General features: G+C 34.7%; 13 protein-coding genes. 9 read left to right on the forward strand and 4 right to left on the reverse strand.

What is annotated here, in order from left to right; genetic code table 11:
• The first annotated feature begins 19 nt into the window (after positions 1-19).
• The 7 genes from GQ45_RS12095 to GQ45_RS12125 all read left to right on the forward strand — a co-directional run bounded on the left by GQ45_RS12095 (position 20) and on the right by GQ45_RS12125 (position 10,868).
• On the forward strand, positions 20-1,228 hold the full coding sequence (locus GQ45_RS12095) for a PHP domain-containing protein (protein WP_047418344.1): 1,209 nt from the start codon (positions 20-22) through the stop codon (positions 1,226-1,228).
• Between the two features lie 8 nt (positions 1,229-1,236).
• Entirely contained in the window at positions 1,237-3,495 is a 2,259-nt protein-coding gene (bglX, locus tag GQ45_RS12100; protein ID WP_156125505.1) for a beta-glucosidase BglX, read from the forward strand.
• 33 nt (positions 3,496-3,528) lie between these two features.
• On the forward strand, positions 3,529-4,413 hold the full coding sequence (locus GQ45_RS12105; RefSeq protein ID WP_231555194.1) for an alpha/beta hydrolase: 885 nt from the start codon (positions 3,529-3,531) through the stop codon (positions 4,411-4,413).
• A gap of 71 nt (positions 4,414-4,484) precedes the next feature.
• Positions 4,485-6,047, forward strand: a complete 1,563-nt coding sequence (locus GQ45_RS12110; protein ID WP_231555195.1) for a sulfatase — start codon at positions 4,485-4,487, stop codon at positions 6,045-6,047.
• A 23-nt stretch (positions 6,048-6,070) separates the two neighbouring features.
• A complete protein-coding gene (locus GQ45_RS12115; RefSeq protein WP_081980917.1) occupies positions 6,071-8,563 on the forward strand; it encodes a glycoside hydrolase family 2 protein in 2,493 nt (830 codons plus the stop codon).
• 128 nt (positions 8,564-8,691) lie between these two features.
• Entirely contained in the window at positions 8,692-9,255 is a 564-nt protein-coding gene (locus GQ45_RS12120; RefSeq protein WP_047420356.1) for a type 1 glutamine amidotransferase domain-containing protein, read from the forward strand.
• Between the two features lie 92 nt (positions 9,256-9,347).
• Positions 9,348-10,868 (forward strand): GH3 auxin-responsive promoter family protein, encoded by a 1,521-nt coding sequence (locus GQ45_RS12125; protein ID WP_047418350.1) that lies wholly within the window; start codon positions 9,348-9,350, stop codon positions 10,866-10,868.
• Here GQ45_RS12125 and GQ45_RS12130 read toward each other — a convergent pair.
• From GQ45_RS12130 to cls, 3 genes are all read right to left on the reverse strand, one after another.
• Positions 10,865-11,527: a hypothetical protein gene (locus tag GQ45_RS12130; protein WP_081980918.1), complete on the reverse strand. Its 663-nt coding sequence runs from the start codon at positions 11,525-11,527 to the stop codon at positions 10,865-10,867. The genes GQ45_RS12125 and GQ45_RS12130 overlap by 4 nt on opposite strands.
• Positions 11,528-11,531: 4 nt before the next feature.
• Entirely contained in the window at positions 11,532-12,002 is a 471-nt protein-coding gene (locus tag GQ45_RS12135; RefSeq protein WP_047418352.1) for a hypothetical protein, read from the reverse strand.
• 117 nt (positions 12,003-12,119) lie between these two features.
• Positions 12,120-13,577, reverse strand: a complete 1,458-nt coding sequence (cls, locus tag GQ45_RS12140; RefSeq protein ID WP_231555196.1) for a cardiolipin synthase — start codon at positions 13,575-13,577, stop codon at positions 12,120-12,122.
• Positions 13,578-13,689: 112 nt separating this feature from the next.
• Between cls and GQ45_RS12145 the strand changes: the two genes are divergently transcribed.
• On the forward strand, positions 13,690-15,231 hold the full coding sequence (locus tag GQ45_RS12145) for a hypothetical protein (protein ID WP_047418354.1): 1,542 nt from the start codon (positions 13,690-13,692) through the stop codon (positions 15,229-15,231).
• Positions 15,232-15,306: 75 nt separating this feature from the next.
• Positions 15,307-15,720, forward strand: coding sequence for an arsenate reductase family protein (locus tag GQ45_RS12150; protein ID WP_231555197.1), 414 nt, complete (start codon positions 15,307-15,309; stop codon positions 15,718-15,720).
• 62 nt (positions 15,721-15,782) lie between these two features.
• Here the strand turns inward: GQ45_RS12150 and GQ45_RS12155 are convergent, their stop codons facing one another.
• Positions 15,783-16,601 carry a glucose 1-dehydrogenase gene (locus GQ45_RS12155; RefSeq protein ID WP_047418356.1) on the reverse strand — a complete coding sequence of 273 codons (819 nt, stop codon included), beginning with the start codon at positions 16,599-16,601 and terminating at the stop codon, positions 15,783-15,785.
• Positions 16,602-16,622: the final 21 nt, after the last annotated feature.

Consider the following 16,622-nt stretch of genomic DNA (forward strand, 5'->3'; position numbering starts at 1 on the left):
TTTTTTAGCCATATAGCAGATGTTTAGACTCACTGTTTTTTTTGTTTTAACGGCAAGCCTTTTTTTAGGTGTATCGGGGTGTGCAGTACAAAAAAACTCTGAAAAACAGTGGTATAAAGGAAATCTTCATGCGCATTCCTATTGGAGCGATGGCGATGAGTTTCCTGAAATGATCATGGATTGGTATAAAGTAAACAACTATAACTTTACGGTACTTTCTGATCATAACACCTTAAACGAAGGCGATAAATGGATTAGCATTTCAGAAAAAGAATATTTGCAACAAGGCTTTCAAAATTACCTCGATAAATTTGGAAAATCATGGGTAAACTATAAAATTGATAGTTTAGACAGAATCCAGGTCAAATTAAAAACCTACGAGGAATATCAGTCGCTATTTAACGAAAAAGGCAAATTCTTATTAATTCCATCCGAGGAATTAACCATGTATTTTGAGAAAAAACCCATTCACATTAACGCTACCAATATTCAACAAAAAATTGATCCAAAAAGAGGTGTTGATGTGGCATCCATCATTCAAAATAACATTGATGCAATTTTAGACCAAAGAAAAGAACTTGGTGTGCCCATAATGCCACATGTAAATCATCCTAATTTTGGGTACGGAGTTTCGGTTGAGGATTTAAAAAAAGTAAGTAATCTTAAATTTTTTGAAGTTTATAATGGGCATCCTTTAGTTCATAATTACGGTGATTCAACACGTCTTAGTGTTGAGGCTATGTGGGATATTCTAAATATCGATTACCTGCACCACAACAAACCTTTATTATTCGGTATTGCGGCAGACGATAGCCATCATTACCATCAATTTGATAAAAATTATAGTAATGCAGGTAGAGGTTGGGTGATGGTTTTAGCAGATTCTTTAAAAGCAGAAAGTATTATTGCAGCCATGGAAAAGGGTGGCTTTTATGCTTCAACAGGTGTTGTGCTAAAAAAGGTAGAAGTCAATCATAAAAAATTACATATTGAAATCGCAGCTGAAGAGCATGTAGATTATGAAATTCAATTTATCGGTGTTAAGAAAAATTCAACCGAAGCTGAAATTATCAGTACAACAAAGGCTCTGAAAGCCGAGTTGGCCATTACAGACGATTATTTATTTGTACGAGCTAAAATAATATCGAACAAAACAAATCAGAATTTTTTTGATGAAACCGAATACGAAAAAGCATGGACACAACCTTTAAAATCAATAGTACAATGAGCAAATTTATGACCTATTCTAGTGTTGTAGTTTTATATTTTTTATCCTTTTTTACGCAAGCACAAAACACTATTCCCGAAGTAGAAGCTTTATTGTCTAAAATGACGATTGAAGAAAAAATAGGGCAATTAAATTTAGTAACTCCCGGGGGAGGAATTGCTACAGGTTCAGTAGTGAGTAGCAATGTGGAAGAAAAAATTAAAGCGGGTCAAGTTGGGGGGCTATTTGGAATCGCTACTCCCGAAAGAATTAAAAAAGCACAAGATTTTGCCGTAAACAAGACGCGCTTAGGGATTCCTTTAATTTTTGGTTCTGATATTATTCATGGGTATAAAACTACCTTCCCGATTCCCTTAGGATTAGCTGCCTCTTGGGATATGGAATTATTAAAAAGAACGGCACAAATTGCTGCTCTGGAAGCCACTGCCGATGGGATTAACTGGAATTTCTCTCCAATGGTCGATATTTCTCGTGATCCCCGTTGGGGACGTACTGCTGAAGGTGCTGGTGAAGATCCGTATTTAGGTTCAGCGATTGCAAAAGCCATGGTTATGGGGTATCAAGGTGATGATTTAACCGCCGAAAATACGATGATGGCTTGTGTTAAGCATATGGCACTTTATGGAGCATCGGAAGCAGGTAGAGATTATAATTCTGTGGACATGAGTAAAATAAGGATGTACAATGACTATTTTCCTCCGTATAAAGCAGCTATTGATGCCGGTGTGGGAAGTGTAATGACTTCTTTTAACGATATAGATGGTATTCCGGCCTCAGGAAATAAATGGTTGCTCACCGATTTATTGCGAAATCAATGGAATTTTAAGGGCTTCGTGGTATCTGATTATACTTCGGTTAACGAAATGATTGCGCACGGATTAGGCGATTTACAAGCTGTTTCTGCTTTGGCTCTAAACGCTGGCTTAGATATGGATATGGTGGGAGAAGGCTTTTTAACTACCTTAAAAAAATCTTATGACGAAGGAAAGGTGAGCGAGGCACAAATTACGAATGCTTGCCGACGCATTTTAGAAGCGAAATACAAGCTTGGACTTTTTGATGATCCCTACCGTTATATTGATCAAAAACGCCCTGCAAAAGATATTTTGAGACCTGAGCATAGAAAAATTGCGCGCGAAGCGGCAACAAAATCCTTTGTGTTACTTAAAAAGCATAATAATACGCTTCCTTTAAAAAAAGATGCAAACATTGCCCTTATTGGTGATTTAGCGAATGATAAAACGAATATGTTAGGCACTTGGGCTCCTACTGGAGACTTTAAATTGTCTATTCCTATTTTAGAAGGATTTAAAAATGTAGCACCCAATGCTAAAATAAGCTACGCTAAAGGAGCAAATATTACCAATGATTCAATCATGGCTAAAAACGTGAATGTTTTTGGTACTACGGTAGTCCTTGATAAACGTTCTCCTGAGGAATTATTAGCTGAAGCTGTTGCCGTGGCAAAAAAGGCAGACGTTGTTGTAGCTGTGGTAGGCGAAGCTAAAGAAATGAGTGGTGAATCTTCTAGCAAAACTAAAATCCAAATTCCTGATAGTCAGAAGCAATTAATTCGTGCTTTAGTAGCGACCGGAAAACCAGTTGTTTTGGTTTTAATGAGTGGAAGACCCTTAGTAATCGAAGAAGAAATGGGCTTACCAGTTAGTATTTTACAAGTTTGGTTTCCAGGTGTCGAAGCTGGAAATGCTATTGCTGACGTTATTTTTGGGAATTATAATCCTGCTGGGAAATTAACAGCAACTTGGCCTGTGAATGTTGGTCAAATTCCGATTTACCATAGTATTAAGAATACAGGGAGGCCACAACCAACAGAGACTTTTTTAAAATTTAAATCGAGCTACCTAGATGCACCAAACGCCCCTTTATTGCCCTTTGGTTATGGTTTAAGTTATACAGATTTTGAATATACGGATCTAAAAGTTTCTAAAACTGAAATTGCCCAAAACGAAGCTTTATCGCTAAGTGTTACCTTAAAAAATACTGGTAACTATGACGGAGAAGAAGTTGTTCAGTTATATTTAAGAGATGTGGTAAGAAGCATTACACCTCCAAACAGAGTCTTAAAAGGATTTAAAAAAGTTTTCCTTAAAAAAGGGGAAACTAAAACAGTCACTCTTGATTTGAAGGCTGAAGATTTAAAATTCTATAATGCCAATTTAGAGTTTGTAGCAGAACCAGGAGATTTTGAAGTTTTTGTAGGAACCAATTCTAATGCAACACAAAAAGCAAGTTTTACCTTAAAATAGATGAAGAATTTTTGCCTAAATAAATTTTTATATGTGCTACTGGTACTAAACTTGTTCGGCTTTAGTGCACTAGCTCAAGAGCGTTATGTAGATGAGGTTTTTGCCGATGTTACGATGCAAACTTTTAGTTATAGAGAGAACTTAGCATTCGACTTTTATCAGGCTAAAGACGACTCTATTCATTCAAAACCCCTTTTGTTGTTGGTTCACGGCGGCGGATTTTCCGGTGGGAAAAGAGATAATCCTTTAGAAAAAAAGTTTAGTGAAGTGATGGCTAAAAAAGGATTTGCGGTAGCTTCTATGAGTTACCGATTGCTAAGAAAAGGAAAAGGCTTTAATTGCGAAACGCCTGCGCATGAGAAGATAGAAACCTTTGCATGGGCTGCGGATGATGTGTTACAAGCTACTTCCCATATTTTGGAAAATGCCGCTAGCTTAGGTGTCAATCCTCAAAAAATTATTTTGGTGGGCAGTAGTGCGGGTGCTGAAGCTATTTTACATGCGGCTTTTATGCAAAAACTCCCTGCATTTCAAAACCCGATGTATGCACATATTCGCTATGCTGGAGTGATTTCTTTTGCGGGAGCGATGCTGAATGTGGATTATATTTCTAAAGAAAATGCCGTTCCATCCTTATTTTTTCATGGTAAAAAAGACAACCTAGTTCCTTATAAAACAGCATCACATCATTATTGTGATAAAAATGCACCTGGGTATTTGGTGTTAGATGGCTCTAAAACGATTGCAAAAAGACTTCGTTATTTTGAAATTGCTCAAACTATAGCGGTTGATGCCCAAGGAAATCACGACTGGGCTAATTTGGCGTTCGCCCAAACTAACATGATTACAAGCTTTATCAATACGGCAATTTTAAACAATGGTGATCCTAAAAAAAACATTAAACTCCGACGAAAATGAAATATTTAATGAGTTCTCTAGTAGTGTTGCTTTGCTTGTTTTCTTGTAAAGTGGAAAGAAAAAAAGAGCTAATGCTAGAGAAAAAAAGACCAAATATTATTTTCATCATGTCTGACGATCACGCCATACAGGCCATTAGTGCATACGGACATGCTTTGAGTCAGCTAGCACCCACCCCTAATATTGATAGAATTGCCCAAAACGGAGCCCTTTTTAATCGTAGTTACGTCACCAACTCCATTTGCGGACCAAGTAGAGCCGTGATATTAACAGGAAAACATAGCCATATCAATGGATTTAGACAAAACGGAGATCAGTTTGATGGCAGTCAGCCAACAGTACCTAAAATGCTACAAAAAGCTGGATACCAAACCGCTATATTCGGAAAATGGCATTTGCACGGTTATCCAGAAGGTTTTGATCAATGGAAAATTATTGTAGACCAAGGAAACTATTACAACCCTGATTTTATTGAAAACGGAGATACGACGAGAATTGAGGGCTATGCAACAGATATTATCACAGATGATGCGCTAAATTGGTTGCAGAAAAAACAAAACGATACCACCCCATTTTTTTTAATGGTACAACATAAAGCTCCTCACAGAAATTGGATGCCAGCACTGCGGCATGCGAATAAATTTGATAGTATTAAATTTCCCTTACCTGACACCTATTTTCCAAACTTTGAAAATCAACAGGCAGCATCTGAGCAGTTACAAACGATTTATAAAGATATGTATGAGGGTCACGACCTTAAAATGACCAAAGCTTATGGGAGTACCGACTTAGCCCATAATCCCTGGACTACCGATTTTGAACGGATGACCCCAGCCCAAAGAGAAAAGTGGGATGCGGCGTATCTCCCTAAAAATAATGCTTTTCATAAAGCAAACTTGCACGGAAAAGAATTAGCCGAGTGGAAAGGACAGCGCTATTTACAAGATTATATGGCCACCATTGCTTCGGTGGATGAAGGTATTGGGCGTATTTTAGACTATTTAAAAGAACAAGGTTTAGATGAGAACACGATTGTCGTTTATACCTCAGATCAAGGGTTTTATTTAGGCGAAAAAGGAATGTTCGATAAACGCTTTATGTACGAGGAATCTTTTGGAACACCATTAGTAATGCAATATCCTGGTGTTATTAAACCAGGTACTAAAGTGAATGCCATGGTTCAAAATTTAGATTTTGCGCCTACTTTTTTAGATTTTGCAGGAGAAATGGATATGGCTAGAGACATGCAAGGAGAATCGTTTAAAGGCTTGTTAAATGGCACTATGAATGAAGAAGAGTTCAGAAACGTACTGTATTATCATTATTATGATTATCCGGCTTTTCATATGGTTAAAAAACACTATGGGATTAAAACCGATAGGTATAAGCTAATGCACTTTTATGATGATATTGATACTTGGGAGTTTTATGATCTTGAAAAAGATCCTAAAGAGCTTAAAAACAGTATCGATGATAGTTCTTATGCAGCAATAATTGCACAAATGCATACGAAACTCGATAGTGTTCAAAAAGCATATAAAGTAACAGAGAAAGAGTTCGAAAGAGCTCCTGAACAAAGAGTGAAAAACAACTATAAAAATTTCAAGAAATTACGTGGTACGCCAATGGAATAATTGAGGTATATAAAATATAAGCAATGCGAAAAAGTTTTAGTGTATTTTTTATGCTCCTTTTGTTTCTAAAGACTGTTTCTATTGCTCAAAAAACAGAGTTAAAAAACTGGACCTTTGCCTTGAGCAAGGACACAACCTTAGTAAAGGTAACCCTACCCCATACTTGGAACCTCAAGGATGCTTTTGACGAAGAACCCGGATATTATAAAGGTGTTGGCATCTACACTACCGATTTTGAAATTCAAGATAACACAAAGCGTTACTATATACTGTTTAAAGGCGTTAATCAAACGGCAAACGTTTGGATCAATGACCAATTTGTTGGTCAACATATAGGGGGATATACTGCTTTTCAATTTCCTATCTCAGCATTCATACAAAAAGGAAAAAATCGAATTAAAGTTGCCGTTGATAACACTTATAATGAACAAATACCACCTTTAGACGCTGATTTTACATTTTTTGGAGGCATTTACCGACAGGTGTTTATTGAAGAGGAAAAAACTATTTATTTCGCCAAAAAATTTGGGGCGGATGCCATAAAAATTGATGCTATTGTGAATACATCAACAAATGCTAAACTCAAAATTTTTGGAGAATTAGTGAACAAGGCAAAACAACAAATTACTATAAAATTTTCCCTTTTCGATGCGCTAAACAAACTTGTTTTACAAAAAAGAACCATAGGAAGATCAGATTTCGAAATAGAATCTTTGCTCTCGAAAATTGAACTATGGTCCCCTAGCAAGCCCTACTTGTACACTGCTAAAGTTGAAATTCTGCATGATGATCAGCTATTAGATACTTTTGAGCATAAAATTGGTTTTAGAAAATTTGAAGCAACGGTAAATGGATTTAAAATTAATGACAAGCCTTTAAAGTTGGTAGGTGTAAATCGGCATCAAGATTTAGAAGGTTTTGGGAACGCCGTTCCTTTAAAATTGCAAGTAGATGATTTGGTGAAAATAAAGGAAATGGGTAGCAATTTTTTGCGTTTAGCTCATTATCCTCAAGACCAAGAAATTTATAAGGCTGCAGATAGTTTAGGTCTTATTTTATGGTCAGAAACTCCAATAGTAAATAAAGTTCCTACAGGTACGGATTATCAAATGTTTGAAGAAAATGCGATAACCATGCAACGCGAGCATATTGCGCAGAACTATAATCATCCTTCCTTAGTTTTTATAGGGTATATGAATGAAATTTTTCTTCGTATGGTGTTTGATAAGCCCACTGAAAAAGTAAAAATGGAGATTATAAATAATTCCTTGAAATTGGCAAAAAAACTAGAGGCTTTAACAAGAGAGGAGGCTCCCAATCACATAACGGTTATGGCCTTACACGGAAATCAAATTTATAATGATACCGAAATTGCCTCAATTCCGATGGTGATTGGTTGGAACCTTTATTATGGCTGGTATGAAGGTGTTATTGATGAACTTGGTACATTTTTAGATAAGGAGCATATAAAATTTCCTAATCGTCCTTTAATTATTTCAGAGTACGGTGTTGGCTCAGATATAAGAATACGTAACAACAAACCTCAGAAATTCGATTTTTCTGAAGATTATCAATTGGAGTATCATCAAGGCTACTGGAATCAAGTGATGGAACGTGATTTTGTGATAGGAATGACTGCATGGAATTTCGCTGATTTTAGTTCGGAATTCAGAGGTGATACAAAACCACATATCAATCAAAAAGGCTTAGTAAATTACGATAGGACACCTAAGAATATTTTTTATTGGTATAAAACAATGTTAGATAGTTCTACTACAAAAAGTAGATTTTTTAAAGAATTTCCTGCTCATGTAAGTACATCAAATACCAAGCAAATTAAAATAATTACAAACAAAACGGTAGTACTAAAAGTAAACGATACATTATTAGACAAACTAATACCTAGAAATGGAATAATAACCCAAGAGGTTGAGTTATTAGAAGGTCAAAACTTACTTAAAGTTTACAGCGAAAGTATGGTACTTGAAGATACACTCTCTTTAGACTGGAAAAAAGTACAATTACTTCATAAAGACGATAAAATCGCTGTTAATTTTGGTTCAGAAATTTCTTTTTTAGAAGACAAAGGTCAAATTTGGATTCCAGTTGCAGATGTTCCTTTTATAAATACCAAAGAATCTACAAAAAAATCTTCAACAAGTACAAATATTAGAGGCACAGATAATGATCCAATGTATCAATCAATGGCTACTAATGTAAAAGAGATTGAAATTACAGTGCCAAGTGGAAAATATAGGATAGAGCTTCATTGGTCTAATTTTGAAGATGGAAAAAAGCTAGCCTACGAGCTTTCTAAAGAATCAAACACTTCAAATCAACACACCATATCCGATATATTATTTGTTAATAATACAAAATTGAAGCTACCAACAATTGATAAATTCAATTTCGATACAATAACGCTTGAAGTATCGCCTGCAAAGAATTCTATTAGCATAAAAGCTCCTAAAAATAATTTATTTTCCATCTCAGGCCTAATAATCACTAAATTTTAAATGGTCTTTTTATTAGCGTTCAACAAACCTTCTTTACAGCACATCCTTTTGATAAATTGCTTGTATTTTTAGCATGGAGTACTTAAAAAAGTACAATGAAACGGAATACTAATTTAAAAATAGTAAACATGAAATTACAAGATAAAAAAGTAGCCATTTTAGCAACCGACGGATTTGAAGCTTCGGAATTATTTGAGCCTTTAAAAGCTTTAAAAAATGAAGGTGCTGAAGTGCACATTATATCAAACAAAGAAGGCGAAATAAAAAGCTGGACCGATGGAGATTGGGGAAAATCAATCGCTGTGAATTCTCTAATCAAATACACTGACGAGTCTGATTATAATGCTTTGGTGTTACCAGGAGGCGTTATAAATCCTGATATTTTACGCATAGATGAAGACGCATTGCAATTTATCCGCAATTTCTTTAAAAGCCACAAACCTGTTGCAGCTATTTGTCATGCCCCGTGGCTGTTGATCAGTGCAGGGGTTATTGAAGATAGGGAAATAACCTCCTACAAGAGTATTAAGGATGATGTTTTAAACGCTGGCGCCACTTGGATGGATAAAGAAGTGGTGGTAGATAATGGCTTAGTAACGAGCAGAAACCCGAATGATTTACCCGCTTTTATTGCTAAAGTTATTGAAGAAATTAGAGAGGGAAAGCACGAGAAGCAAGTGGTAGATGTATAAGAAAATCATCAAGTAAAAATTTGAACTAATAAAATAAAAGGTCGGTAAGAAGAATTAATTCTTACCGATTTTTGAGTTATACAACTGAATTTATGGCAATTCTAGGAGAAATAATTAAGGGAGTCATTGGCTTAAAGGATACATTAACGCCTGAGGCTAACCCTATAGAAGAACAAAAAAGAGTTTTGATACATTTACTTGAAAAAGCGGAAGCCACGGCATTTGGCAAACACTATAAGTTTAGTACGCTATTAAAATCACAAGAAACTTTAAAAGATTTTTCGAAGACAATCCCATATTTTGATTACGATAAAATTAATAATGAATGGTGGTCTAGACTACATAATGGGGAAGAAAATATCACCTGGCCAGGAATTCCAGACTACTACGCGTTAAGTTCTGGAACTACGGGTAAAACCAGTAAAAAAATACCAGTCACGAATGATATGATGACCGCTATTCGCGATGCGGGAATTGCTCAAGTAGCTGCATTGGCCAACTTTGATTTGCCAGCAGAATTTTTTGAAAAAGGAATTCTCATGTTAGGAAGCTCTACAGATTTAACTAAAAAAGATCAGCATTTAGAAGGGGAAATTAGTGGTATAAGTGCCAGTAATATTCCATTCTGGTTCAGAAGCTATTATAAGCCAGGCGAAGAAATTTCTCAAATAGAAGACTGGGACGAACGCGTTCAAAAAATATCAGATCAAGCGAAAAATTGGGATATTGGTGCACTCAGTGGTATTCCTTCTTGGATAGAGTTAATGCTCGAAAAAGTAATCAAAGACCATCATCTCAAGCATATTCATGAAATTTGGCCAAACCTACACGTATATACCTCAGGAGGGGTTGCCTTTGGGCCTTATAAAAAAAGTTTTAATGCCTTATTAGGCAAGCCCATAACGGTTATAGATACCTATTTGGCATCAGAGGGTTTTATTGCTTTTCAAACAAGACCAGATACAGCCGCCATGAAATTGGCAACAAACAACGGCATCTACTTCGAGTTTATTCCGTTTGAACCCAAATACATTAAAAGTGATGGTTCTTTAACCGATGACGCTCCTTCTTTAAATCTGTCCGAAGTAGAAATAAACCAAGATTACGCCCTTGTGATCAGCACTGTTTCTGGTGCATGGCGTTATCTTATTGGTGATACTATTGAGTTTACAGATGTGGAGCGTGCCGAAATTAAAATTACTGGTAGAACAAAGTTTTTTTTAAATACGGTGGGCTCCCAATTATCTGTTCAAAAATTAGATGCTGCTGTAAATCACTTAGAGTCAATTTTTGACACTATAATTCCAGAATACACCTTAAGTGCTAAGCGTTTTGAAAATGATTTTTACCACAGTTGGTATTTAGGTTGCGATGCAAGCTTAGACGAAGAAAAGGTAGTTGAAGCATTAGACGCCTATTTAAAAGAAGCGAATAAAAATTACAAAGTAGCTCGATCTAAAGCGCTTAAAGGGGTAAAAGTGAGCTTAATTTCGCCTTCAGTTTTTCAAGAATGGAACGAGAGTCATAAAAAGAAAGGTGGGCAGGTTAAAATGGAGCGTGTCATGGGAGAAGAAAAATTTAAAGAGTGGGAAGCTTTTGTTCGTAAAAATTAATCGTCACTTTCGAGGTTTAAACCCATGTCTCTGTCTTCGACAAGTTTTAGAATTTCGTTAGGAGAAAGGTAATATTTTTTAATTCTAGCCTTATAAACCTCAGATAAATCGGTATGGTTTAAGATGAAATTTTTAGTTTCTAAAATATAACTATCCATATTTTTTTCTACCGCATAGGTGTCAGCTGCACGTTCCGCTTCTTTAATATAGGAATCTGAAAAGCTATATTTAATTCCAAACCAAATTAAATTGAGACTACTTCGATTTCTATAATCCATAATATGGCCAAGTTCATGACCAAGCCAACCAATCAGCACATTTTTAGGGATTTTGGTAACTGAAAATTGTTTCCCTTCTATTTCAAAAGTTTCACTAATGAAGATTTTATAACTTCTATTTTTTTTTCCTTTAATTAGGCTCCAAAAAGTAGGCTGTGCTTGCATAATCGATTTTTTGATATTCTTTTTAAACCTAAATTCGATTCCGGTGTGCTCCAGTTCTGGATAGTAAGAAAGTGCTTTTAAGGCCTCGGTTTTTATGGCATCGGGAATGCTATGTTTTTTATTTGTTTCTTGCATATAAATAGCGACTAAAGGTATTAAAGCACAAAAAGTGGCTAAAAGCCACTTTTTGTATTTATTTTGAATTACTCTTTTCATTTTTCTAAAACTGGTATCTGATACCTAGAGCGATATCTAAATCTAAATCGTCAGAGTAGCTATCGTTAAAACCTAATTCAGGACGTACATCTAGAGATAAAATTAGTGGAAAATCAAAATTGTATTCAATACCAATATCTCCAGCAACTAAAGCGAATGTACCATCATTTTGGCCAGAATCGAAAGAACCTAAACCAGCACCTACACCCACAAACCAATTAAATCTATTTTCAATCGGCATTACCCATTGGTATAAACCTACGAGTTTAAAAGCATCAACATTATTAGAACTTCTCCATCCTAGATCAAATTCTAGTCTATTGTTTTCTTTTAAATACCTTTGATACGAAACTTCTCCTCCAAAACCATCATTATCACCAAGACGTAAACCTAAAGCATTCTTTGAAATGGATTGAGCCTGAGCTGAAAAAGATGCCACAATTGCAAAAACTAGTACTCCTATAATTTGTTTCATTTTAACCTAATTTTATATTTGTTAGTAATACAAATGTAATTAAGATTTAAGAAGTTACTTACCTTAAACGAATTTAAAATTAGTGCAATCGTTACTCCTTACAAATACCAGTAAATTTTACAATAACGGACTCAAAAATTTGGCCATTCCTTCTAAAAATTTTTGTAGGATAGATCGGTTTTTAAATGTTTTGTAGTCTAAGGTTTCATTCTTTTCAAAATACGATTTAAACTCCTTACAAACTTTTTCAACTACCTCTTTATCATAAATCAATGCATTGGCTTCAAAATTATGTTCAAAACTGCGGTGATCAAAATTACCAGAACCAATAGATGCCAATTCTTCATCGATTAAAATTACTTTACTATGTGAAAAATCATTTCTCAAATAAATATCAACTCCGACGGCTAGCAATTCTTCAAAACTAGAGAACATACTATATTTAGCCATCAATGAGTCTGATTCTTTAGGAATGAGTAAACTTACCTTAATACCGCTTAGGGCTGCTATTTTTACGGCTTGTAAAACAGTAGTGCCCGGTATAAAATAGGGGTTGGCGATAAAGATAGATGTTGTAGCGCTGTTCATCATGGCAATGTACTGTTGCATTACAGCAGGTTGTTTAGAATCGGGCCCACTGGTCACAATTTGTAAACTTGTATCGCCCCTAGCTGTATTTTTAGGCAAGTATTTTTCATTTATTAAAAGATCTTCGTCGCTAGCGAAATGATAATCTTTAATAAAAACTCTATGAATACTATCAACTGCAGGCCCTTCAACTTGTAAATGCATATCTTTCCATATGCCAAGTCCAGTTGTTTCTATATACTTGTCAGATACATTTACACCACCGATAAACCCAATTAAACCATCAACGATGAGAATTTTTCTATGGTTTCGGTAGTTTAGGGTAAACAGTAAATTACCAAAACGCAAAGGCATTATTGGAAATGCTTTGACACCAATTTTTTTAAACCTTTTGATGATTTTATCCTTAAACGAAAAACTTCCAACCGAGTCGTATATCAATCGAACTTCAACACCTTCTTTAATTTTTTCTTCTAAAATTTCGTATAAATGATTGCTAATTTCCCCTTTTTCAAAGATGTAATATTGTAAATGAATAAAGTTTTCGGCCTTTTTAAGGGCATCAAAAATAGCATCAAAAGTTTCTTTCCCATCATTAAAAAGAGCCACTTTATTATTGGCGTAAACAGAAAAAAAACAATTTTCTTTATTTAAGTTTGATAGTTTGGAATATTTGGGATTGGCAATCTCAGAAGCTTCTTCTGAGCTTTCTAATTGACTGTAGTTTTCATTATATAATTTTCTCTTTTCTGTTTGCCGGAGTCTAAAAAACTTAAATTTTCTTCGGTTTACCCCAAATAAGTAATATAAAAGTGGTCCTCCGAAAGGAATCACAATAACCGTTAAAAGCCAACTTAACGATTTTGTAGCCCTTGAACCATGTAATATGATGCTGCCAATAGCCCAAAGTGTCACTAAACAATAAAGTATAAAAATAACTTTAGGCATAAATTTTACAATTAAAAATGAACACACAATAGTACTCATTTAATCGTAAAAATTTTAAAAACAGTGGTATACAGTTAATTAAAAAACGGATTGGGTTGTGGTTTTAATCTTTATTAATAGAAGTTTACTAATATTATTTTAGTGCTTAAAAATGAGAAAATCACATAAAAAAGGAATACAAATTATAGGAGCTGTTTTGACACTTTTGCTTGCTGTATATGCAGCATTACATTTTATGGTTAAAGTTAAAATTGAAGAAATGCTTAAAGGGGAAGTGGCCAAGAGCTTTGAAGTTCAATATAAAGATTTTGGGATGAATCTTATTTTAGGAAATGTGAGTTTGAGTGCCTTACAAGTAAAGTCAAAAGATACCAGTTTATGGATAAATCCTTTAAAGATAAACAGACTTGAAATTAAAGGCATAAATTTTTTTGAACTATACCAATCTGGAAATTTTAAAATAAATTCTGTTTTGTTCGACGCTGTTAAAGGTGATTTTGCAAAACAAGATTCAGTAAGTATTTTACAGTCAAGTACAAAAGACTTTAAAAAAGTAATTTCTATTAAAAATTTGATTTTAAAAAATAGCTATCTTACTCAAGTTGATCCTAAAAATGACAGCGTTCTAGTGAAGTTTGAAAACCTAAATGTACAACTTGAAGATTTTAAATTAGATTCAACTTCCTTAGCTTCAAAAGTACCCATCGCGTATAAAGCGTACCATCTAAATTCGGGACCTATTTATGTAAATCTTAGTCCGTTTGAAAAACTAGAAATAGACAGTTTATACACTGACCAAAATCTTGTTATTCAAGGTTTTCATTTGGTCTCAAAATATGATAAAGTAGCTTTACAAAGCAAATTAACCAAGGAACGTGATTTTATTGACCTTCAAATCCCAGTCGTCGAAATTGATGATTTTCAATGTAAGGGCTATAAAGATTCAAGTCTTTTGAGTATAAGGGCTATAGAGTTAAATGAATTATACCTAGAAATGTATCGTAATAAGTTGTTGCCTGATGATTATGAACTCAAGGAACTATTGTATAAAAAAATTGAAAACTTACCGTTCAAAATAGACATTCGCAAAGTTGATATTAAAAAGGGTGAAATAGCATATACAGAACTCGTGAACGAGCTTAGTAAAGCTGGAAAGATTTACTTTACAGCTTTGAATTCGACAATAGAAAATATATCGAACTTAAATGGGGACCCCATTATTTTTAAAAATACAGCAAATTTAATGGGTGTTTCTCCCATCACCCTTGACTGGACTTTTCGTGAAAATTCGAACAAAAATTTGATGCTCGTCAAAGGTACTGTTATGAATTTTAATACTAAGGCTATAAATTCTTTTATGATGTCTAATCTAAGAGCAAAGTCTAGCGGTACAATCCAAGAACTCTATTTTACATTTAGCGGAAATGGCTACTCCTCCACTGGAGATATGAAAATGAAATATGATGATTTTAAATTTCAGGTGTTAAAAAAAGATCGCTCTGGAGTTAATAAAGTATTAACTTTTATAGGCAATATATTCACGAATGATGGCTCAAACACCAACGATAGCGGATATCGTTTTGGCACTATTGAAACGGAACGTGATAATACCAAATCGTTCTTTAATTATATTTGGAAAAATGTAAGTGATGGGTTGGTTTCAACGCTTACTGGAAATGGAGAAAAGGAGTAGTAATCGCATTAATAAAAAAATGTATCGCGCCACATGGTTTTAATTTGTAGCCTTATTTTTAGTTAAAATTAAGTTATGGACGATATGGGAGTAATTTCAACAGATAAAAATAAATTAAGTTTATACTACAATTCTGAAGGTAGTATAGGGAAGCAATGTTATGCCTACGTACAATCTTCAGATAAAAAAGTTCTCGGAATTGACATAACAAAAACAACAGTAACACCGACACAATGGACGGAGTTGGCCGATGGTTTAAATATTAAAGTAAAAGATTTGTTAGACACTAGTCATCCAGATTTTAAACAAAAATACGGAGAAGACACTATTGCCATGGAGCCGAATGATTGGCTAAAAATATTAGAAAAAAACCCGCAATTGGTACAATTTCCTGTTTTAATTTTTGGAGAGAAATACTATCAATTAAAATCAGGCGCTGAATTCAAGAAATATTTAGAAGCGGATAGCGCTAATATTTATAAAAAGTAGCCTTTTACTTTATGTATTGTTTATGCTACAAAGAAATATTTTAACAGAAGGGTAAGTAAAAATTATCCATTTTCAGTAAAACCTGGATAACAGGTCATACCACCATCCACGAAAATAGTGGTGCCGTTGATGTATTCCGCTTCATCGGAAGCTAACCAAGCCGCAACGCTACCCATATCCTCTGGAATCCCCATTCGATCATAAGGCACAAGCTTTAAAATATTCTCCAAACCCTCTTTGGTATTCCACACCTCTTTATTAATGGCTGTTTTTGTTGCACCTGGTGCAATACTATTGCAACGAACTTTTTTAGGAGCATATCCTTGACAGATGCTTTCCATAAGCATTTTTAAGGCTCCTTTAGAAGCCGCATAATTAGCATGTCCAGCCCAAGGAATTATTTCATGAACAGAGCTTACATGTATTATTTTGCCTAAAGATTTTGATACATCCGGACGCATGCCTCGTCTTAAAAATTCATTAATGGCCGCTTTAGCACATAAAAATTGTCCCGTTAAATTTACATCTATAACTTGCTGCCATGCCTTCAAGGGCATTTTGTGCAGCGGATAGTCTTTTTGTAAACCAGCATTGGGTATGCAAATGTCAACAGTGCCAAATTCAGAAATCGTTTTCTTGAATAAAGTATCTACCTCATTCTCTTTACTAACATCACACTTAATAATAATAGCTTTTCCGCTGTTTTTACTATTTGAAATAGCGTGAGCAACTTCCTCTGCGCCTTCCTTATTCGTATGGTAATTTACAACGACGTTTGCACCTTCTGCGGCAACCGCTTTCGCAATCGCTGCTCCAATACCCGAGCTTGAACCTGTTACAACACAGGTTTGATTTTCTAGTCTTTTATTTGGTTTTTGCATAATTTGTTTAGGGTAAGTTTA

The sequence above is a fragment of the Cellulophaga sp. Hel_I_12 genome (assembly GCF_000799565.1).
Classification (GTDB): Bacteria; Bacteroidota; Bacteroidia; order Flavobacteriales; family Flavobacteriaceae; genus Cellulophaga.

Excerpts from the sequence above, each read along its gene's own strand:
- GQ45_RS12095 (WP_047418344.1), top strand. The coding sequence starts at position 20 with ATGTTTAGACTCACTGTTTTTTTTGTTTTAACGGCAAGCCTTTTTTTA.
- bglX (WP_156125505.1), top strand. The coding sequence starts at position 1,237 with ATGACCTATTCTAGTGTTGTAGTTTTATATTTTTTATCCTTTTTTACG.
- GQ45_RS12110 (WP_231555195.1), top strand. The coding sequence starts at position 4,485 with ATGCTAGAGAAAAAAAGACCAAATATTATTTTCATCATGTCTGACGAT.
- GQ45_RS12115 (WP_081980917.1), top strand. The coding sequence starts at position 6,071 with ATGCGAAAAAGTTTTAGTGTATTTTTTATGCTCCTTTTGTTTCTAAAG.
- GQ45_RS12120 (WP_047420356.1), top strand. The coding sequence starts at position 8,692 with ATGAAATTACAAGATAAAAAAGTAGCCATTTTAGCAACCGACGGATTT.
- GQ45_RS12125 (WP_047418350.1), top strand. The coding sequence starts at position 9,348 with ATGGCAATTCTAGGAGAAATAATTAAGGGAGTCATTGGCTTAAAGGAT.
- GQ45_RS12130 (WP_081980918.1), bottom strand. The coding sequence starts at position 11,527 with ATGAAAAGAGTAATTCAAAATAAATACAAAAAGTGGCTTTTAGCCACT.
- GQ45_RS12135 (WP_047418352.1), bottom strand. The coding sequence starts at position 12,002 with ATGAAACAAATTATAGGAGTACTAGTTTTTGCAATTGTGGCATCTTTT.
- cls (WP_231555196.1), bottom strand. The coding sequence starts at position 13,577 with ATGAGTACTATTGTGTGTTCATTTTTAATTGTAAAATTTATGCCTAAA.
- GQ45_RS12145 (WP_047418354.1), top strand. The coding sequence starts at position 13,690 with ATGAGAAAATCACATAAAAAAGGAATACAAATTATAGGAGCTGTTTTG.
- GQ45_RS12150 (WP_231555197.1), top strand. The coding sequence starts at position 15,307 with ATGGACGATATGGGAGTAATTTCAACAGATAAAAATAAATTAAGTTTA.
- GQ45_RS12155 (WP_047418356.1), bottom strand. The coding sequence starts at position 16,601 with ATGCAAAAACCAAATAAAAGACTAGAAAATCAAACCTGTGTTGTAACA.